Origin of the sequence: Streptomyces sp. NBC_00568 (genome assembly GCF_026341855.1) — a bacterium.
Taxonomy (GTDB): domain Bacteria; phylum Actinomycetota; class Actinomycetes; order Streptomycetales; family Streptomycetaceae; genus Streptomyces.
This window is the reverse complement of record NZ_JAPENW010000001.1, coordinates 1237740-1256970: the sequence shown is the minus strand read 5'-3', so window position 1 is coordinate 1256970 and position 19231 is coordinate 1237740. Positions and strand designations below refer to the sequence as shown.

The following is a 19231-nucleotide window of genomic DNA, read 5'->3' as shown; positions in this document are numbered from 1 at the left end:
GGACGCGCGGCCGTATTTACCGGCATTCTGATAGGGCTTGGCGCAGAGCGGCGGCAAGTGGTCTCAGAGAGTGGGGGCGTTCCAGTGGGCGGCAACGGCGGAGGCGGGACGAACGCTGACAAGCGCCCCAACGAGCTGCTCGGCTCGTGGTTCGTGCGCAGCGGCTGGTCGAAGGGCGAACTCGCGCGCCAAGTTAACCGCCGGGCCCGCCAGTTGGGGGCCAACCACATTTCCACGGACACCTCGCGGGTGCGCCGCTGGCTGGACGGCGAGAACCCGCGCGAGCCGATCCCGCGGATCCTGTCCGAGCTGTTCTCCGAGCGGTTCGGCTGCGTCGTCGCCGTGGAGGACCTCGGTCTGCGCGCCGCCCACCAGGCACCCTCCGTGTCGGGTATCGACCTGCCGTGGACGGGCCCCCAGACCGTCGCGCTGATCAGTGAATACTCGCGCAGCGACCTGATGCTGGCGCGGCGCGGCTTCCTCGGCAGCTCGCTGGCCCTCGCCGCGGGTCCCGCCCTCGTCGAGCCCATGCAGCGCTGGCTCGTCCCCGCGCCGCTGGCGCCACAGGAGGAGCCCGAACCCCCGGCCTCGGCGCGCCGCGCTGGCCGGCTCTCCAAGCCGGAGCTGGACCTCCTGGAGTCCACCACCGCGATGTTCCGTCAGTGGGACGCCCAGTGCGGCGGCGGACTGCGCCGCAAGGCGGTCGTCGGCCAGTTGCACGAGGTGACGGACCTGCTCCAGGAGCCGCAGCCCGCCGCCACCGGCAAGCTCCTGTTCAAGGTCGCCGCCGAACTGGCCGAGCTGGCAGGCTGGATGAGCTACGACGTGGGCCTCCAGCCCACCGCGCAGAAGTACTTCGTGCTCGCCCTCCACGCCTCGAAGGAGGCCGGCGACAAGCCGCTCGGCTCGTACATCCTGTCCAGCATGAGCCGCCAGATGATTCATCTCGGGCGGCCCGACGACGCGTTGGAACTGATCCATCTCGCGCAGTACGGCAGCCGTGACTGCGCGAGCCCGCGCACCCAGTCGATGCTGTATGCGATGGAGGCCCGCGCCTACGCCAACATGGGCCAGCCCGGAAAGTGCAAGCGGGCCGTCCGGATGGCCGAGGACACCTTCGCCGACGTGCACGAGTGGGACGACCCGGACCCCGACTGGATCCGCTTCTTCTCCAAGGCCGAGCTGTACGGCGAGAACTCGCACTCCTACCGTGACCTCGCCTATGTCGCCGGGCGCAGCCCCACGTACGCCTCCATGGCCGAGCCCCTGATGCAGGAGGCCGTCGACCGTTTCGGCAAGGATCCCGAGCACCAGCGTTCGTACGCACTCAACCTCATCGGCATGGCCACCGTGCACCTGCTTCAGCGTGAGCCCGAGCGGAGTGCGGCCCTGGCCAAGGAAGCGCTGAGGATCGGCAAGAAGGTGCGCTCGGAGCGCGTCAACACTCGTATCCGAAAGACCGTCGACACCGCCGTCCGCGATTTCGGGGACCTCGCCGAGGTCATCGACCTCACCGACCAGCTGGCCGTCGACCTGCCCGAGACCGCGGAAGCGGTCTGACCCGGGGCCGCGAAGGCGTCCCTGCCCCATGCCCCGGCCGCGGCCGGTCGTCCCGAACTGCCCGACTCGGCTCCCCCATGCCAGGTCATCGGACGACCAGCCGCGGCCGGCTCCGTTGTGTGCCCTCTCGGCCGGTGCCGCTCGCGAGGACGTGGCTGGTCAATGCGGGGACGGCTCACCCGGTGGCCGCGGTCGTGCGCGCCCGGGGCGCCGCGACGGCCCCAGCCGATGATTGCGTCACGATAACGATCGGTTCGACCACTATCCGGCAGTTCATGAACGCGTAACACACAGAGCGCCTTCGTCACTGGTGCGAAACATCGAGGGGCTTCCACGGAAACGGCGCTGCGCCAATCTCATGGCGCATAACCGGCCCACCCCTCACGACCACTCAGGCTTCGCCCGCACGGGGCCGTACCAACGACGAGGAGACGCCGATGGCACCAGCCATCACCCTTGCCGCAGAGGCACCCAAGCTTTCTGCCGCCAACACAGGGTTCATGCTCATCTGTTCCGCCCTGGTGCTCATCATGACGCCCGGCCTCGCCTTCTTCTACGGAGGCATGGTCCGCGTCAAGAGCACCCTCAACATGCTGATGATGAGTTTCATCAGCATGGGGATCGTCACCATCCTGTGGGTGCTGTACGGCTTCTCCCTCGCCTTCGGCACGGACAAGGGATCGTTCATCGGCTGGACCTCTGACTGGGTCGGCCTCAGTAACATCGGCCTGACGGAGCTGTGGGACGGGTACACGATCCCGGTCTTCGTCTTCATGGTCTTCCAGCTCATGTTCGCGATCATCACGCCCGCGCTGATAAGCGGTGCTCTCGCGGACCGGGTGAAGTTCACCGCGTGGTCGCTCTTCATCGCGCTGTGGGCCACGGTCGTCTACTTCCCGGTCGCCCACTGGGTGTGGGGCGCGGGCGGCTGGGCCTTCGAGCTCGGTGTGATCGACTTCGCCGGTGGTACGGCGGTCCACATCAACGCGGGCGCCGCGGCGCTCGGCGTGATCCTGGTCATCGGCAAGCGCGTCGGCTTCAAGAAGGACCCGATGCGCCCGCACAGCCTCCCGCTGGTGATGCTCGGCTCCGGTCTGCTGTGGTTCGGCTGGTTCGGATTCAACGCCGGCTCGTGGCTCGGCAACGACGACGGCGTCGGCGCGCTGATGTTCGTCAACACGCAGATCGCCACCGCGGCCGCCATGCTGGCCTGGCTCGCCTACGAGAAGATCCGGCACGGCGCGTTCACCACGCTGGGCGCCGCCTCCGGCGCGGTCGCCGGTCTGGTCGCCATCACCCCGTCCGGCGGTGCGGTCTCCCCGCTCGGCGCGATCGCGGTCGGTGTCATCGCCGGTGTCCTGTGCGCCATGGCCGTGGGCCTGAAGTACAAGCTCGGCTACGACGACTCCCTGGACGTCGTCGGAGTCCACCTGGTCGGCGGTGTCGTCGGCTCCCTGCTGATCGGCTTCTTCGCCAGCGGCAAGGGCCAGTCCACGGTCGAGGGCCTCTTCTACGGCGGCGGCCTGACCCAGTTCTGGAAGCAGTGCGCGGGCGTCTTCGCCGTCCTCGGCTACTCCCTCGTCGTCTCCGCCATCCTCGCCTTCCTCATCGACAAGACCATGGGCATGCGGGTCACCGAGGACGAGGAGATCGCCGGCATCGACCAGGCCGAGCACGCCGAGACCGCATACGACTTCAGCGGTGCCGGCGGCGGCTCCGCCCGGACCGCCGTGCCCGCCCCGGCCGACACGGATGCCAAGAAGGTGGACGCATGAAGCTCATCACCGCCGTCGTGAAGCCTCACCGGCTCGACGAGATCAAGGAGGCCCTGCAGGCCTTCGGGGTTCACGGACTGACGGTCACCGAAGCCAGCGGCTACGGTCGGCAGCGGGGACACACCGAGGTCTACCGCGGTGCCGAGTACACGGTCGACCTCGTCCCCAAGATCCGCATCGAGGTGCTGGTCGAGGACGACGACGCCGAACAGCTCATCGACGTCGTCGTGAAGGCGGCCCGTACCGGCAAGATCGGTGACGGCAAGGTGTGGTCCATCCCGGTCGATACGGCCGTCCGGGTCCGGACCGGCGAGCGCGGCCCGGACGCACTCTGACCGGATCGGCCCGCAGAAGAAGAAAGACAGGAGTCGCTGGGTGACGAGTACGGACACGCGAGTGGATGCAGAGGACTCGGGACCCAGCGGCTACGCGGCGGCCCGGCTGCGCCTCCTCCAGGAGGGGGCGCGGTCCGGGCCGCCGCGCCGTGCGGCCCTCGCCGAACTGACGGACGACTGGCTGACCGGCCTGTTCACCGCCGGATCCGAGGGCATGCGCGGGGTCTCCCTCGTCGCCGTCGGCGGCTACGGCCGCGGTGAGCTCTCCCCCCGCAGCGACCTCGACCTGCTCCTCCTGCACGACGGCGGCGACTCCGGCGCCGTCGCCTCCCTCGCCGATCGCATCTGGTATCCCGTCTGGGACCTGGGCCTCGACCTCGACCACTCGGTGCGCACACCCGCGGAGGCCCGCAAGACCGCCGCCGACGACCTCAAGGCCCAGCTCGGCCTCCTCGACGCCCGCCACCTCGCGGGCGATCTCGGTCTCACCGCCGGATTGCGTACGGCCGTCCTCGCCGACTGGCGCAACCAGGCACCGAAGCGTCTGCCCGAACTTCAGGAGCTGTGCGCGGAGCGCGCCGAGCGCCAGGGCGAACTCCAGTACCTCCTCGAACCGGACCTGAAGGAGGCGCGCGGCGGCCTGCGCGACGCCACCGCACTGCGCGCCGTCGCCGCGTCCTGGCTCGCGGACGCGCCCCGCGAAGGCCTGACCGACGCCCGCCGCAGGCTCCTCGACGTCCGAGACGCCCTGCACCTCGCCACCGGACGCGCCACCGACCGCCTCGCGCTCCAGGAGCAGGACCAGGTCGCCGCCGAACTCGGTCTGCTGGACGCCGACACGCTGCTGCGCCAGGTCTACGAGGCCGCGCGCGTCGTGTCGTACGCCAGTGACGTCACCTGGCGCGAAGTGGGGCGTGTCCTGCGATCGCGTGCCGTACGTCCGCGGCTGCGCGCCATGCTGGGCGGCGGCAAGCCGGTCGGCGAGCGATCCCCCCTCGCCGAGGGCGTGGTCGAGCAGGACGGCGAGGTGGTGCTCGCCCGCGCCGCCCGTCCCGAGCGCGACCCCGTGCTGCCGTTGCGCGCGGCGGCGGCGGCCGCGCAGGCGGATCTCCCCCTGTCCCTGCACGCTGTACGGCGCATGGCCGCTGTCGCGCGCCCCCTCCCCACGCCCTGGCCGGCCGAGGCGCGCCAGCAGCTCGTCACCCTCCTCGGCTCGGGCCGCCCGACCATCGAGGTCTGGGAGGCGCTGGAGGCGGAAGGGCTGATCACCCGGCTGCTGCCCGACTGGGAGCGGGTGCGCTGCCGGCCGCAGCGCAACGCCGTCCACATCTGGACCGTCGACCGCCACCTCATCGAGACGGCCGTCCGTGCCTCGGAACTGACCCGCCGCGTGGGCCGTCCCGACCTCCTCCTCGTCGCGGCCCTGCTGCACGACATCGGCAAGGGCTGGCCCGGCGACCACTCCGTGGCCGGCGAGATCATCGCCCGTGACGTGGCCGCCCGGATCGGCTTCGACCGCGCGGACGTGGCGGTGCTCGCCACGCTCGTACGCCACCATCTGCTGCTCATCGACACCGCGACCCGGCGTGACCTGGAGGACCCGGCCACCGTCCGCTCGGTCGCCGAGGCCGTCGGATCGCAGGGCAGCCTGGAACTGCTGCACGCGCTCACCGAGGCGGACGCGCTGGCCACCGGGCCCGCGGCCTGGTCCTCCTGGCGCGGTTCGCTCGTCGCCGACCTGGTCAAACGGGTCTCCGCCGTGCTCGCCGGGGATACCCCCGAGGAGCCCGAGGCCGCCGCCCCGACCGCCGAGCAGGAACGGCTCGCGATCGAGGCGTTCCGCACGGGCGGTCCCGTCCTGGCGCTGCGCGCGCAGACCGAGCCGGTCGACGCCGAGGCCGACGCCGTCCCGGAGGACCCGGAGCCGCTCGGTGTGGAACTTCTCATCGCCGTACCGGACCAGCCCGGCGTGCTCCCCGCGGTGGCCGGCGTCCTCGCCATGCACCGGCTGACCGTCCGCACCGCCGAGCTGCGCGCCCTGGACCTGCCCGACGGCGTCGAGGGCTCGGTCCTGCTGCTCAACTGGCGGGTCGCCGCCGAGTACGGCTCCCTGCCGCAGGCCGCCCGCCTGCGTGCCGACCTCGTACGCGCCCTCGACGGTTCCCTCGACATCGCGGCGCGCCTCGCCGAACGCGACGCCGCGTACCCGCGCCGCCGCGGAACGATCGCGCCGCCGCCGCGGGTGACGGTGGCCCCGGCCGCCTCGCGGCACGCCACGGTCATCGAGGTCCGCGCCCATGACGCCCCGGGCCTGCTGCACCGCATCGGGCGGGCCCTGGAGAAGGCGCACGTCCGGGTACGGAGCATGCATGTCTCCACGCTCGGCGCGAACGCCGTGGACGCCTTCTACGTGACGGGCACGAAGGGGGCGCCCCTGCCGGGCGCCGAGGCGGCCTCGCTGGCCCGTGCGCTGGAGGAGACGCTGCGGGAATGAGGCGGTGCCGACCGTCCCGTACACCTGGCCAGAGGGTGCCATAGGTCTCTCGTATGAACGGGGTGGAGACCCCACCGCACGCGGCCAGATACCCTGGAGGGCGATTCCCATCGCCCCCGACCCCTGAGGACCGACGAGCGCCGTGTTCGATACTCTCTCCGATCGCCTCTCAGCGACGTTCAAGAACCTGCGGGGCAAGGGCCGACTGTCCGAAGCCGACATCGACGCCACCGCACGCGAGATCCGTATCGCGCTCCTCGAAGCCGACGTGGCCCTTCCGGTCGTGCGGACCTTCATCAAGAACGTCAAGGAGCGCGCACTCGGTGTCGAGGTCTCCAAGGCGCTGAACCCCGCCCAGCAGGTTCTGAAGATCGTGAACGACGAGCTCGTCACGATCCTCGGCGGCGAGACCCGCCGCCTCCGCTTCGCCAAGAACCCGCCCACCGTGATCATGCTCGCGGGCCTCCAGGGTGCGGGCAAGACCACGCTCGCCGGAAAGCTCGGCAAGTGGCTCAAGGACCAGGGGCACTCCCCGCTCCTCGTCGCCGCCGACCTCCAGCGCCCGAACGCGGTGAACCAGCTCAGCGTGGTCGCCGAGCGCGCGGGCGTCGCCGTCTACGCCCCCGAGCCGGGCAACGGCGTCGGCGACCCGGTCAAGGTCGCCAAGGACTCCATGGAGTTCGCGAAGACCAAGGTCCACGACATCGTGATCGTGGACACCGCCGGCCGCCTGGGTATCGACCAGGAGCTGATGCAGCAGGCCGCGGACATCCGCGACGCCGTCAGCCCCGACGAGATCCTCTTCGTCGTCGACGCGATGATCGGCCAGGACGCGGTCAACACGGCCGAGTCCTTCCGTGACGGCGTCGGCTTCGACGGCGTGGTGCTCTCCAAGCTCGACGGTGACGCCCGCGGTGGTGCGGCCCTGTCGATCGCCTCGGTCACCGGCAAGCCGATCATGTTCGCGTCGAACGGCGAGAAGCTCGACGACTTCGACGCCTTCCACCCGGACCGGATGGCCTCCCGCATCCTCGACATGGGTGACCTGCTCACCCTGATCGAGCAGGCGGAGAAGACGTTCAGCCAAGAAGAGGCCGAGAAGATGGCCTCCAAGCTGGCGTCCAAGAAGGGCCAGGACTTCACCCTGGACGACTTCCTGGCCCAGATGGAGCAGGTCCGGAAGATGGGCAGCATCAGCAAGCTGCTCGGCATGCTCCCGGGCATGGGCCAGATCAAGGACCAGATCAATAATCTCGACGAGCGCGACGTCGACCGCACGGCCGCCATCATCAAGTCGATGACGCCGGCCGAGCGCCAGGAGCCGACGATCATCAACGGCTCGCGCCGCGCCCGTATCGCCAAGGGTTCCGGTGTCGAGGTCAGCGCGGTCAAGGGCCTGGTCGAGCGGTTCTTCGAGGCCCGCAAGATGATGTCCCGCATGGCCCAGGGCGGCGGGATGCCGGGCATGCCCGGGATGCCGGGCATGGGTGGCGGCCCCGGCCGCACCAAGAAGAAGCAGAAGCAGGCCAAGGGCAAGCAGCGCTCCGGAAACCCGATGAAGCGCAAGCTGCAGGAGGAAGAGGAGGCTGCCCGTCGCGAGGCGGGTGCCCAGGGCGGCAACGCCTTCGGCCTCCCTCAGCAGGGCGCCCAGGAAGACTTCGAGCTGCCGGACGAGTTCAAGAAGTTCATGGGCTGACAGCCCCTCCCGTACGGGAGTGCTTCAGCGACGCCCACTGGGGGCGCCCCTCACCGGAGGGGCGCCCCAGTGGCGTGAGCGCGGGTGCCGCTGTCCGCCATATGTCGTAACGTCGCCATATGGGCAACCCCGTACCGCCGCGCAAGGCACCTGATCAGCCGTGGCGTACCGAGGGCACGCCACCCGAGGCGACACCGCCTTCGGGCGGCCGGCGGAAGCTGCCCGGCGGCTGGTGGAGCCTGGCCCTGGCCGCTCTTGTCGTGTTCCTGGTCGCGAACCTGGTGCTGTCCTTCTACAACAAGGGCGACGAGCCGACGATCTCGTACACGGAGTTCAGCAGACAGGTGACCGACGGCAACGTCACCAAGATCTACTCCAAGGGCGACGCGATCCAGGGACAGCTCAAGAACTCCCAGGAGAACCCCGACGGCGACGGGAAGTACACCAAGTTCAAGACCCAGCGCCCGGTCTTCGCGGACGACAAGCTCTGGGAGAACCTGCAGGCGCACGACGTCACGGTGACCGCCTCGCCGGTCGTCCAGGAGCGCAGCTTCCTCTTCAATCTGCTGATCTCGCTCGCCCCGATGGCCCTGCTCATCGTCCTGTGGATCTTCATCGCCCGGCGGATGGGCTCCGGCATGGGCGGCGCGGGCGGCATGCTCGGCCGCAAGACGCCCCCGAAACCGGTCGAACTCGTGCCCGGCGGCAAGCGCACCACGTTCGCGGACGTGGCCGGCATCGACGAGGTGGCCGGCGAAGTCGACGACGTCGTGGACTTCCTCAAGAACCCCGACGCGTACCGCAGGATGGGCGCGAAGATGCCGCGCGGCGTGCTGCTGGCGGGCCCGCCCGGCACGGGAAAGACCCTGCTCGCGCGGGCGGTCGCGGGGGAGGCGGGGGTCCCGTTCTTCTCCGCCTCCGCCTCCGAGTTCATCGAGATGATCGTGGGCGTCGGAGCCTCGCGCGTGCGCGAGCTGTTCGCCGAGGCCCGCAAAGTGGCCCCGTCCATCATCTTCATCGACGAGATCGACACCATCGGACGGTCACGGTCGGGCGGCTCCGGCATGGGCGGCCACGACGAGCGCGAGCAGACGCTGAACCAGATCCTCACCGAGATGGACGGCTTCTCCGGCTCCGAGGGCGTCATCGTCATCGCCGCCACCAACCGCGCGGACATCCTGGACCCGGCGCTCACCCGCCCCGGCCGCTTCGACCGCGTCGTCAACGTCTCGCCCCCCGACCGCAGCGGCCGTGAGGCGATCCTGGAGATCCACACCCGCGACATCCCGCTCGCCCCCGGCGTCGACCTGACCCAGGTGGCCCGTACGACTCCGGGCATGACCGGCGCGGACCTCGCCAACCTCGCCAACGAGGCGGCCCTCCTCGCCGTCAAGCGCAAGCAGGAGGAGGTGACCCAGGGCGACCTGTCCGAAGCGCTCGAAAAGGTCCAGCTCGGCGCCGAACGCTCCCTGGTCATGCCCTACGAGGAACGCCGCCGCACCGCGTACCACGAGAGCGGCCACGCCCTCCTCGGCATGCTGCGGCCCGGCGCCGACCCGGTCCGCAAGATCACCATCGTCCCGCGCGGCCGCGCCCTCGGCGTCACCCTCTCGACGCCGGACGCGGACCGGTACGCCTACACCGAGGAGTACCTGCGCGGCCGCATCATCGGCGCCCTCGGCGGAATGGCCGCCGAACACGTCGTCTACGACGTCATCACGACGGGCTCGGAGAACGACCTGGAACAGGTCACGAACATCGTCCGTGGCATGGTCGCCCGCTGGGGCATGAGCGAACGCGTCGGCCGGCTGTCCGCGCTGCCCAGCGACGCCCAGCAGGCCTACGGTCTCTCGGCCGCACCGGGCACCCTCGACTCGATCGACCACGAGATGCGCCGCATCGTCGACGAGTGCTACGAGGAGGCCTGCCAGAAACTCCGCGAGCACAGAGGACAGCTGGACGCCCTGGCCGAGGCACTCCTCGCCGACGAGACGCTGGAGGAGGCGGAGGCGTACCGGATCGCCGGGGTGCCCCGTACGGCGAAGGAAGCGTGACCCCTCAGACCGTCCGGGCGATCAGATACCGGAACACGTTCGGCATCCAGACCGTCCCGTCCCGCCGCAGATGCGGATGCAGCGCCTCGGCCACTTCCTTGTCGACCTGGGCCTGATCGGTGGCGTCGACCGCGGCGTCGAAGAGCCCCGTGGACAGCAGCCCGCGCACGGCACTGTCCACATCGGCGTACCCGAACGGGCAGGCCACCCGCCCCGAGCCGTCCGGCCGCAGCCCGGCCCGCTGGGCCACCTCCTCCAGGTCGTCCCGGCGGGCGGCGCGCAAGGCCGCCGCCCCGCGCAGGGGATCGGCCAGTTTGGTGGCCACCCGCAGCACGGCCGAGGTGCTGCACCGTTCCGGTGGCCCCCACCCGACCAGCACCACGGGCGTTCCGCGGCCGGTGAGCGGCGCCGCCTCCGCGAGCAGCGAACCGAGTCCCTCGGAGTCTCCGGCCACGCACCCGATCGGCTCGAACGCGGTCACCAGGTTGTGGGTCGGCGCGCCCGCCACGGCCGCGTCCCCGGGGGAGCCGGCCACGAGCCGGTGGTCGCCCGGGCGTGTGCCCCGGCCCTCCGGCAGCAGACGCTCCCGAGCGAGGGCCAGCCGTTCGGGCGACGAGGAGTCGACACCCGTGACCGCGGCGCCGCGGGAGGCCGCCATGAGCAGGGCGAGCCCCGCCCCGCAGCCGAGCCCGAGCAGCCGCGTCCCGCCGCCCACTTCGAGCCGCTCGTAGACGGCCTCGTAGAGCGGCACCAGCATCCGCTCCTGGATCTCGGCCCAGTCACGCGCGCGTGCACCCCGGTCCGCGCGGGGCGCTGGACCCGCATGAGGAAGGTGCTGCCGCACGAGCGTAGGTGTCATCGAAAGTGCCCCAATCCGCCGAGAGTTGCCGCCGGGCCCGTTCCTTCGCCCCCGCGCACGAGGCCCGCACTCCCCCCGTATGTCAGGTAACTCCGCACTCGACGTGCCGTCCAGGGGTTGCGGGGGCCCGTTTGTGCGGGGGCCGCAAAGGGCGCGAGAATTCACATTCCGGCAACGTGGGCCCGTACGATCGCCGCATGGCAAAGGCACCCGTTCTCACGCCCCAGGCGGACGACTTCCCGCGCTGGTACCAGGACTTGATCAACAAGGCCGAGCTCGCCGACAACGGGCCGGTGCGCGGAACCATGGTCATCCGGCCGTACGGGTACGGGCTGTGGGAGCGGATGCAGCAGGAGATGGACGCCCGTATCAAGGAAGCCGGCGCCCAGAACGCCTACTTCCCGCTGTTCATCCCGCAGTCGTACCTGACCCGGGAGGCGGAGCACGTCGAGGGGTTCGCCCCCGAGCTCGCGGTGGTCACGCACGGCGGCGGCAAGGAACTGGAGGAGCCGGTCGTCGTCCGCCCCACCTCCGAGACGATCGTCAACGAGTACTTCTCCAAGTGGGTGCAGAGCTACCGCGATCTGCCGCTGCTGATCAACCAGTGGGCGAACGTGGTCCGTTGGGAGATGCGCCCGCGGGTGTTCCTCCGAACGACTGAATTTCTCTGGCAGGAGGGCCACACCGCCCACGCCACCTACGAGGACGCCCGGGACTACGCCGCGCACATCCACAAGGAGGTGTACGCCGACTTCATGGCCAACGTCCTCGGCATCGACGTCGTCCTTGGCCGGAAGACGGCGAGCGAGCGGTTCGCGGGTGCCATCAACACCCTCACCCTCGAAGCCATGATGGGCGACGGCAAGGCGCTCCAGATGGGCACCAGCCACGAGCTGGGGCAGAACTTCGCGAAGGCGTTCAACACCCAGTACCTGTCCAAGGACGGCAGACAGGAGCTCGTCTGGCAGACCTCCTGGGGGTCCTCGACCCGCATGGTGGGTGGCCTGATCATGTCGCACGGTGATGACAATGGGTTGCGGGTGCCGCCCCGGCTCGCCCCGGTACAGGTCGTCGTCCTCGCGATCAAGGGGGACGAAGCGGTTCTGGCCAAGGTCCGTGAGATCGGCGACCGGCTGAAGGCGGCGGGTGTACGGGTCCAGGTCGACGACCGTACGGACACCCCCTTCGGGCGCCGCGCCGTCGACTGGGAACTCAAGGGCGTCCCCGTGCGCGTCGAGGTCGGCCCCCGTGACCTGGAGAGCGGCACCGCGATGCTGGTCCGCCGCATCCCCGGGGGCAAGGAGCCCGTCGCCGTCGACGCGCTGGCGGGACTGCTCCCCGCGATCCTGGAGGAGGACCAGGCGCTGCTCCTGCGGCAGTCGCGCGAGCGCCGCGAGTCCCGCACGTCCGAGGTCTCGACGATCGACGCGGCCGTGGAGGCCGCCGTGGCGGGCGGCTGGGCGCGCATTCCGTGGGCCGACCTCGGCGAAGAGGGCGAGGCCAGGCTCGCCGAGCACGCGGTGACCGTACGCTGTCTGGTCGCGGAGGACGGGTCGGTGCCCGGCACCGACGACGCACCCGGTAACGTCGCCGTCGTCGCCCGCGCCTACTGAGCGGGCCCGAGGGCGGCCGAAACACCCCTTGCGCATCTGCCGACCACAGGCGCCCCGGAGTGCGGAGACCGTCTACGCGCCGGGGCGTACGTGTGCCTACGTACCGCCTTGGTAGGAGCTGTGACGCTTCTCCGCAGATCAGCGCACCCGCCCTCGTCAGGACGCATCAGCGGCAACTGACGGGTACGTGCAAATTATTTGGGATGCCCCGGAATAGGAACACAGAGGCACCCCCGCTCGTTGTCATTACGTGAGCACGACACCACCTGTTCTCGCCGCAGAGCTGGCAGGGGCGTGGGCCGACATTCAGCGGCACCACCCCGAGCTGCCCGATCTTGCCGCGCCAGAGTCCCTGATCGGAGAATCGTCGTCCGCCTGCGGACACGAACTCTCCTTCGAACGACTGCTTCACGAAGCAGTCCACGGCATCGCCGCCGCCCGCGGAGTCCGCGACACCTCGCGCGCCGGCCGGTATCACAACCGCAGGTTCCTCGCGATCGCCGAGGAGATGGGCCTCGACCACCCCGAGGAGCCGCATCCCAGCAGTGGCTTCTCGCTGGTCACGCTCAACCCCGAGGCGAAGCGCCGCTACCGCCCGACGATCGAGCGGCTCCAGCGCGCGCTGAAGGCCCACTCGGCCGCCACCGCCGCCGACACCGCCCGCTCGTTCCGCGGCCCGGCCGCCCGCCACGGCTCCTCCGGGGGAGGCGTCCGCGTCAAGGCCGTCTGCGACTGCGGGCGCAATGTGCGCGTGGTCCCCTCGGTCCTCGCGCAGGCGCCGATCGTGTGCGGAGGGTGCGGCAAGCCCTTCCGTATTCCGGAGGTGGTCGGGGCGGCCGCGGGCTGAGGTGCGTGCGACACCGGCGTCTCGTGGGTGCCGGACGAGCACGCGCGGCCCGTGAGCAGTCGTGCCTCCCCCACCTCCTCCGGGGCGGTGGGGGATTTCAGGAAGCACGAGTGCGCGCGGGCCACACCTCGCCGGCGCCCCTGCGCCGCCGGTCCACACGGGCCCATGGCTGACGGGCACCCGGAACGCCGGGTGCCCGTCAGCCATGGGCCCGCGCACCCTCGGTCCGGCCGGTCCGCAGGATGTGGCAGAATGGCTAGCTGTACTCGCAGCCGCACAGGACCCCTCTCTCCTCCGGCTGACGCGTCCATCGGACACTCGGGTACCGCAACCCCACGCGGCCATCTCGTCGTGTCCAACCCCGTCAAGACCAGGAGACACCACTTCCGTGGCAGTCAAGATCAAGCTGAAGCGTCTGGGCAAGATCCGTTCGCCTCACTACCGCATCGTCGTCGCCGACTCCCGTACCCGCCGTGACGGCAGGGCCATCGAGGAGATCGGTCTGTACCACCCGGTGCAGAACCCTTCGCGCATCGAGGTCGACTCGGACCGTGCGCAGTACTGGCTGGGTGTCGGCGCGCAGCCGACCGAGCCCGTGCTCGCCATCCTGAAGCTGACCGGCGACTGGCAGAAGTTCAAGGGCCTGCCGGCCCCGGCTCCGCTGCTCGTTGCCGAGCCGAAGGCCGCGCGCCCGCTGTTCGACGCCCTCGGTGGCGACGACGCGAGCAAGGGTGAGGCCATCACCCAGAAGAAGAAGGCTGAGAAGAAGGACGAGGCTCCGGCCGAGTCCGAGTCGACCGAGGCCTGAGCATGCTCGAGGAGGCTCTCGAGCACCTCGTGAAGGGCATCGTCGACAACCCCGACGACGTGCAGGTCGCTTCGCGTGACCTGCGCCGCGGGCGCGTTCTCGAGGTCCGGGTCCATCCCGACGACCTCGGTAAGGTGATCGGCCGCAACGGCCGCACCGCACGCGCTCTGCGCACCGTCGTGGGCGCCATCGGCGGCCGCGGTGTCCGCGTCGACCTCGTCGACGTGGATCACGTCCGCTGACGTAACAGGCAGCACCGGCTCGGGCCGGGGAGGGCTTACGAGCCGTCCCCGGCCCGCAGTCGTCTGCGAACCCTCGCAGGCGGCCACGGACCGCGTGGATCCCTGCGCACCCGTGGGCGTTCGCGCACCCGCAGTCGTCCATGAAGCATGGCCGTCGGCACACGACAGGAGATCAAGCACAGTGCAGCTGGTAGTCGCTCGCGTCGGCCGCGCCCACGGCATCAAGGGCGAGGTCACCGTGGAGGTCCGCACCGACGAGCCGGAGCTCAGGCTCGGGCCCGGTGCCGTCCTGCTCACCGATCCGGCCTCCACCGGACCGTTGACCATCGAGACGGGCCGCGTCCACAGCGGCCGTCTTCTGCTGCGCTTCGCAGGCGTACGGGACCGCAACGCCGCCGAGGCGCTGCGCAACACCCTGCTGATCGCCGAGGTCGACCCGGACGTGACCCCGGAGGACCCGGACGAGTACTACGACCACCAGCTGATGGACCTGGACGTGGTCACCAAGGACGGCGCCGAGGTCGGACGCATCACCGAGATCTCGCACCTGCCGTCCCAGGACCTGTTCGTGGTGGAGCGCGCGGACGGGACCGAGGTGCTGATCCCGTTCGTGGAGGAGATCGTCGTCGAGATCGACCTCGAAAAGCAGCGGGCCGTCATCGACCCGCCGCCCGGGCTGATCGACGACCAGGCGGAGATCGTCTCCTCCAGGGACGAGGAGAACGGTTCCTCCGGGAGCGACGAGGACGCCGCGGGGGCCGACGCCTGATGCGGCTCGACGTGGTCACGATCTTCCCCGAGTACCTGGAACCCCTGAACGTCTCGCTCGTCGGCAAGGCACGCGCGCGTGGACAGCTGAACGTGCACGTGCACGATCTCCGGGAATGGACGTACGACCGTCACAACACGGTCGACGACACCCCCTACGGCGGCGGCCCCGGCATGGTCATGAAGACCGAGCCCTGGGGCGACGCCCTGGACTCCGCCCTGGCGGACGGCTACGAGACGGGCTCCCACGGGCCCGCCCTGGTGGTCCCCACTCCCAGCGGACGCCCCTTCACCCAGGAACTCGCCGTCGAGCTCTCCGAGCGCCCCTGGCTGGTCTTCGCGCCCGCGCGCTACGAGGGCATCGACCGCCGGGTCATCGACGAGTACGCGACGAGGATGCCCGTCTACGAGGTGTCCATCGGCGACTACGTCCTCGCCGGCGGTGAGGCGGCCGTCCTCGTCGTCACCGAGGCCGTGGCCCGGCTGCTGCCGGGTGTCCTCGGCAACGCCGAGTCGCACCGGGACGACTCCTTCGCCCCCGGGGCCATGGCCAACCTCCTGGAGGGCCCGGTGTACACCAAGCCCCCGCAGTGGCGCGGCCGTGAGATCCCCGAGGTGCTGGTCAGCGGCCACCATGGGAAGATCGCCCGATGGCGGCGCGACGAGGCCCTGCGCCGCACGACGGCGAACCGACCCGACCTCATCGAGCGCTGCGACCCCTCCGCCTTCGACAAGAAGGACCGCGAGATGCTCTCGATCCTGGGCTGGCAGCCGGGCCCCGACGGCCGATTTTGGCGCAGGCCCGAGGCCGTGGAAGAATAGGCCGCTGCTCTACGTCGTCCGGCGTGCGCCCCTGCCACAGGGGGACACGACGCCCGTCCCGACGAGGCAGCATCATCTTCGAACCCTCTCCCGTTGATGACCTGTGGCATCAGCGAAGAAAGCAGACAAAATGTCTCACCTGCTCGACACTGTCGACAGCGCGTCGCTGCGCACCGACGTCCCGGCCTTCCGTCCGGGTGACACCGTCAACGTCCACGTCCGCGTCATCGAGGGCAACCGCTCCCGTGTGCAGCAGTTCAAGGGCGTAGTCATCCGTCGCCAGGGTGCCGGTGTCCGCGAGACCTTCACGGTCCGCAAGGTCTCGTTCTCCGTCGGCGTCGAGCGCACCTTCCCGGTGCACACCCCGATCGTCGAGAAGATCGAGCTCGTCACCCGCGGTGACGTGCGTCGCGCCAAGCTGTACTACCTCCGTGAGCTGCGCGGCAAGGCCGCGAAGATCAAGGAGAAGCGCGACAACTGACCTCGCGCCGCCGCGGTGATCCGCCGGCGACCGAGCCAGTAAGAAGGCGTCACATGGAGGCCGGATAGCATCTGGCCCCGATGGACACCGAAGCACAGCATGTGGAGCGCGACCGCGCCTCCAGCCCTTCCGCTTCCGAGGAGATCTCGGACACAGCGGGGCCGGAGGGGCGGTCGCGTTCTGCGTTCGCCGACCACGTCGCCGAGTGGCTCCCCGGGGGCCGGATCACCCTGACCGTGCTGGGCTGTCTGGTATTTCTGCTGCTGGTCAGCCGCTTTGTGATGCAGCCGTTCGAAATTCCCAGCGGCTCCATGGAGTCAGGATTGAGGATCGGGGACCGCGTTCTCGTAAATAAGTTGGCGTACCGTTTCGGTTCCGAGCCGCAGCGGGGCGATGTCGTCGTGTTCGACGGCACTGGTTATTTCGGGAACGCGGACTACGTCAAACGCGTCGTCGGGGTAGGGGGAGACCACGTGGTCTGCTGCGACAAGGAGGGGAGACTCGAAGTGAACGGCCGATCGGTCGACGAGTCGACATTTCTCCATCGGGGTGACAGCCCGTCCGACGCGCCCTTCGACATCGTGGTGCCCGAGGGGTCCCTCTTCCTGCTGGGCGACCACCGCAGCCGTTCCCGCGACTCCCGTGACCATCTGGGCTCGCCCGGCGGCGGCATGGTCCCCGTCGGTGATGTCATCGGCAGGGCCGACTGGATCGCCTGGCCCGCGGGCCACTGGACCCGGCTGACGCGTCCCGACTCCTACGCGCGGGTGCCCGCCGCGGGGGGTGCCCATGGGTAACCGCGGACGACCGCGCGGAGTCTCCAGCAGCGCCGCCGACAACCTGCTGCCCACCGGCTCCCGGCGCGCCTCCGGAGGCGCCGCCCGGCCCAGCCGGGTCGAGCGGCGCAAGCTCGCCCGCAAGATCAAGCGGCGCAGGCGGCGCTCGACCGTCAAGGAGATACCCCTCCTCGTCGGCGTGGCCGTGCTGATAGCCCTGGTCCTCAAGACCTTCCTCGTGCAGGCCTTCGTGATCCCGTCGGGCTCCATGGAGAACACGATCCAGATCGGCGACCGCGTCCTGGTGGACAAGTTCACGCCCTGGTTCGGCTCCGAGCCCAAGCGCGGTGACGTCGTCGTCTTCAAGGACCCCGGAGGCTGGCTCACCGCCGAGGAGACCAAGAAGAAGGACGACCCCGTGGTCGTCAAGCAGTTCAAGCAGGGGCTGACCTTCATCGGCCTGCTGCCGTCCGACGACGAGAAGGACCTGATCAAGCGGGTCGTCGGAGTCGGCGGCGACACGGTCAAGTGCTGCGACGCACAGGGCCGGGTGACCGTGAACGGCACACCCCTGACCGAGCCGTACATCTACGCCGGCGACAAACCGTCGGACTTCTCCTTCGAGGTGAAGGTGCCCGAGGGCCGCCTGTTCGTGCTGGGCGACCACCGGGGCAACTCCGCCGACTCCCGTTACCACCGGACCGACAAGTTCAGCGGCACCGTCTCCCAGGAGTCGATCGTGGGCCGGGCCATGATCATCGGATGGCCCATCGGTCACTGGACCCGTCTGCAGGAGCCGAGCACCTTCTCGACGGTGGCCGACGCGCCTGGAGGGTCGACCTCCGCTCTGTCTCTGTCGCATAGGGTGGCCCCTGCGGATCCAGACGGATTGATCCCGCTCCCGAGCCCTGCGGAACTCCCGCTCGTTATGGGAGTGGTGGGCCTGCGCCGAATACGGCGTGGGCGGCGGCACGGAGTGAGGAGTGGATGTGGGGGATGTGGCGGTCGGCGCACGGTCCGGACACGAAGGTCCAGAAGGTCAGCCGGAGCGACCCGACGATGCGGCTGCCCCTGCCGTAGAGGACGGTTCGGGTTCCGGGAGTGGCTCCGAGGACGGAGCCGCCTCGACCGGGCGCGCCGAGCGGAACCCGAAATCCTCGAAGCAGCGCTCGTTCTGGAAGGAACTGCCGATCCTGATCGGCATCGCCCTGGTGCTCGCGCTGATCATCAAGACGTTCCTGGTGCAGGCGTTCTCGATCCCCTCGGACTCGATGCAGAACACCCTCCAGCAGGGTGACCGCGTCCTGGTCGACAAGCTGACCCCGTGGTTCGGCTCGGAGCCGGAGCGCGGCGAGGTCGTCGTCTTCCACGACCCGGACAACTGGCTGGCGGGCGAGCCCACGGCCAACCCGAACGCCCTGCAGACGTTCCTCAGCTGGATCGGCCTGATGCCGTCCGCCGAGGAGAAGGACCTCATCAAGCGGGTCATCGGCGTCGGCGGCGACACGGTCCAGTGCAAGGGCACCGGCCCGCTGACCGTCAACGGCAAGGCCCTGAACGAGGACGCGTACGTCTACGCCGGCAACACCCCGTGCAGCCAGGACGAGGACGGCGGCCAGTTCAAGGTCAAGGTTCCCGAGGGCATGATCTGGGTGATGGGCGACCACCGCCAGAACTCGCGGGACTCGCGCTACAACCAGGCGGACAAGCACCACGGCATGGTTCCGGTGAACGAGGTCGTCGGCCGTGCCATCGTCAAGGCCTGGCCCATCAACCGCTGGGGCACCCTGCCGGTCCCGGACACCTTCGACCAGCCCGGCCTGAACGCCAAGGCGGCCGCGGCGGTCAACTCGCCGGGTGCCGTGGCCCTCGTGGGCGCGGTGCCGCTGGTGCTGGTGCGACGCAAGCGCAAGGCGTCCAAGGACGACTGAGACGCCTCTCGGCCTTCGGGGCCGGCCGGTCCGGATTCCTCCGGACCGGCCGGCCCCGCTCGTTTCCGGGAGCGCGGGCGTTCGGACGGGCGGACGGCTGGACGGACGGGATGGGCAGACGGCTGGACGGACGGGCGGCACAAGTCCCGCACATTCCGTTCCCGGGCGGT

The 19231-nt window shown here is 70.1% G+C and carries 16 protein-coding genes and 1 pseudogene; 16 read left to right on the top strand and 1 reads right to left on the bottom strand.

Going from position 1 to position 19231, the window contains the following annotated elements; translation table 11 throughout:
* Positions 1-84: 84 nt before the first annotated feature.
* The 6 genes from OOK38_RS05215 to ftsH all read left to right on the top strand — a co-directional run bounded on the left by OOK38_RS05215 (position 85) and on the right by ftsH (position 9914).
* Positions 85-1560, top strand: coding sequence for a hypothetical protein (locus OOK38_RS05215; RefSeq protein WP_266763176.1), 1476 nt, complete (start codon positions 85-87; stop codon positions 1558-1560).
* A gap of 437 nt (positions 1561-1997) precedes the next feature.
* Entirely contained in the window at positions 1998-3335 is a 1338-nt protein-coding gene (locus OOK38_RS05210) for an ammonium transporter (RefSeq protein ID WP_266763177.1), read from the top strand.
* Positions 3332-3670 (top strand): P-II family nitrogen regulator, encoded by a 339-nt coding sequence (locus OOK38_RS05205; RefSeq protein ID WP_003993253.1) that lies wholly within the window; start codon positions 3332-3334, stop codon positions 3668-3670. The genes OOK38_RS05210 and OOK38_RS05205 overlap by 4 nt, the downstream gene beginning before the upstream one ends.
* A gap of 40 nt (positions 3671-3710) precedes the next feature.
* On the top strand, positions 3711-6164 hold the full coding sequence (locus OOK38_RS05200) for a [protein-PII] uridylyltransferase (RefSeq protein WP_266848164.1): 2454 nt from the start codon (positions 3711-3713) through the stop codon (positions 6162-6164).
* A gap of 142 nt (positions 6165-6306) precedes the next feature.
* Positions 6307-7860, top strand: coding sequence for a signal recognition particle protein (gene ffh / locus OOK38_RS05195; RefSeq protein WP_266763179.1), 1554 nt, complete (start codon positions 6307-6309; stop codon positions 7858-7860).
* A 119-nt stretch (positions 7861-7979) separates the two neighbouring features.
* Complete coding sequence (ftsH, locus tag OOK38_RS05190; protein ID WP_266848162.1) at positions 7980-9914, top strand: ATP-dependent zinc metalloprotease FtsH; 1935 nt, start codon at positions 7980-7982, stop codon at positions 9912-9914.
* A gap of 4 nt (positions 9915-9918) precedes the next feature.
* Here ftsH and OOK38_RS05185 read toward each other — a convergent pair whose 3' ends face one another.
* Positions 9919-10773, bottom strand: coding sequence for an SAM-dependent methyltransferase (locus tag OOK38_RS05185; protein WP_266848160.1), 855 nt, complete (start codon positions 10771-10773; stop codon positions 9919-9921).
* Positions 10774-10970: 197 nt separating this feature from the next.
* Here OOK38_RS05185 and proS point away from each other — a divergent pair, with 197 nt between their 5' ends.
* The 10 genes and pseudogenes from proS to lepB (OOK38_RS05135) all read left to right on the top strand — a co-directional run bounded on the left by proS (position 10971) and on the right by lepB (OOK38_RS05135) (position 19061).
* Positions 10971-12386: a proline--tRNA ligase gene (proS, locus tag OOK38_RS05180; RefSeq protein WP_266763182.1), complete on the top strand. Its 1416-nt coding sequence runs from the start codon at positions 10971-10973 to the stop codon at positions 12384-12386.
* Positions 12387-12636: 250 nt separating this feature from the next.
* The gene (locus OOK38_RS05175) at positions 12637-13233 is read left to right on the top strand and encodes a hypothetical protein (protein ID WP_266763183.1); all 597 of its coding nucleotides are present in this window, start codon (positions 12637-12639) and stop codon (positions 13231-13233) included.
* A gap of 388 nt (positions 13234-13621) precedes the next feature.
* Positions 13622-14041 (top strand): 30S ribosomal protein S16, encoded by a 420-nt coding sequence (rpsP, locus tag OOK38_RS05170; RefSeq protein ID WP_266763184.1) that lies wholly within the window; start codon positions 13622-13624, stop codon positions 14039-14041.
* Between the two features lie 2 nt (positions 14042-14043).
* The gene (locus OOK38_RS05165) at positions 14044-14283 is read left to right on the top strand and encodes an RNA-binding protein (protein ID WP_005479813.1); all 240 of its coding nucleotides are present in this window, start codon (positions 14044-14046) and stop codon (positions 14281-14283) included.
* Between the two features lie 181 nt (positions 14284-14464).
* Positions 14465-15052 carry a ribosome maturation factor RimM gene (gene rimM, locus OOK38_RS05160; RefSeq protein WP_266763185.1) on the top strand — a complete coding sequence of 196 codons (588 nt, stop codon included), beginning with the start codon at positions 14465-14467 and terminating at the stop codon, positions 15050-15052.
* The gene (trmD, locus tag OOK38_RS05155; protein WP_266763186.1) at positions 15052-15873 is read left to right on the top strand and encodes a tRNA (guanosine(37)-N1)-methyltransferase TrmD; all 822 of its coding nucleotides are present in this window, start codon (positions 15052-15054) and stop codon (positions 15871-15873) included. Before rimM ends, trmD begins: the two co-directional genes overlap by 1 nt.
* A gap of 130 nt (positions 15874-16003) precedes the next feature.
* A complete protein-coding gene (rplS, locus tag OOK38_RS05150) occupies positions 16004-16354 on the top strand; it encodes a 50S ribosomal protein L19 (protein WP_007493339.1) in 351 nt (116 codons plus the stop codon).
* 80 nt (positions 16355-16434) lie between these two features.
* On the top strand, positions 16435-17151 hold the full coding sequence (gene lepB, locus OOK38_RS05145; RefSeq protein WP_266763187.1) for a signal peptidase I: 717 nt from the start codon (positions 16435-16437) through the stop codon (positions 17149-17151).
* Positions 17144-18166 (top strand): annotated as a pseudogene (lepB, locus tag OOK38_RS05140) (signal peptidase I); the annotation flags it as partial. The gene lepB (OOK38_RS05145) and the pseudogene lepB (OOK38_RS05140), both read left to right, overlap by 8 nt.
* Positions 18120-19061 carry a signal peptidase I gene (lepB, locus tag OOK38_RS05135; protein WP_266763188.1) on the top strand — a complete coding sequence of 314 codons (942 nt, stop codon included), beginning with the start codon at positions 18120-18122 and terminating at the stop codon, positions 19059-19061. The pseudogene lepB (OOK38_RS05140) and the gene lepB (OOK38_RS05135), both read left to right, overlap by 47 nt.
* The last annotated feature ends 170 nt before the right edge of the window (positions 19062-19231 follow it).

Excerpts from the sequence above, each read along its gene's own strand:
- OOK38_RS05205 (WP_003993253.1), top strand. The coding sequence starts at position 3,332 with ATGAAGCTCATCACCGCCGTCGTGAAGCCTCACCGGCTCGACGAGATC.
- proS (WP_266763182.1), top strand. The coding sequence starts at position 10,971 with ATGGCAAAGGCACCCGTTCTCACGCCCCAGGCGGACGACTTCCCGCGC.
- rplS (WP_007493339.1), top strand. The coding sequence starts at position 16,004 with ATGTCTCACCTGCTCGACACTGTCGACAGCGCGTCGCTGCGCACCGAC.
- OOK38_RS05165 (WP_005479813.1), top strand. The coding sequence starts at position 14,044 with ATGCTCGAGGAGGCTCTCGAGCACCTCGTGAAGGGCATCGTCGACAAC.
- lepB (WP_266763187.1), top strand. The coding sequence starts at position 16,435 with ATGGACACCGAAGCACAGCATGTGGAGCGCGACCGCGCCTCCAGCCCT.
- trmD (WP_266763186.1), top strand. The coding sequence starts at position 15,052 with ATGCGGCTCGACGTGGTCACGATCTTCCCCGAGTACCTGGAACCCCTG.
- OOK38_RS05210 (WP_266763177.1), top strand. The coding sequence starts at position 1,998 with ATGGCACCAGCCATCACCCTTGCCGCAGAGGCACCCAAGCTTTCTGCC.
- ftsH (WP_266848162.1), top strand. The coding sequence starts at position 7,980 with ATGGGCAACCCCGTACCGCCGCGCAAGGCACCTGATCAGCCGTGGCGT.
- OOK38_RS05185 (WP_266848160.1), bottom strand. The coding sequence starts at position 10,773 with ATGACACCTACGCTCGTGCGGCAGCACCTTCCTCATGCGGGTCCAGCG.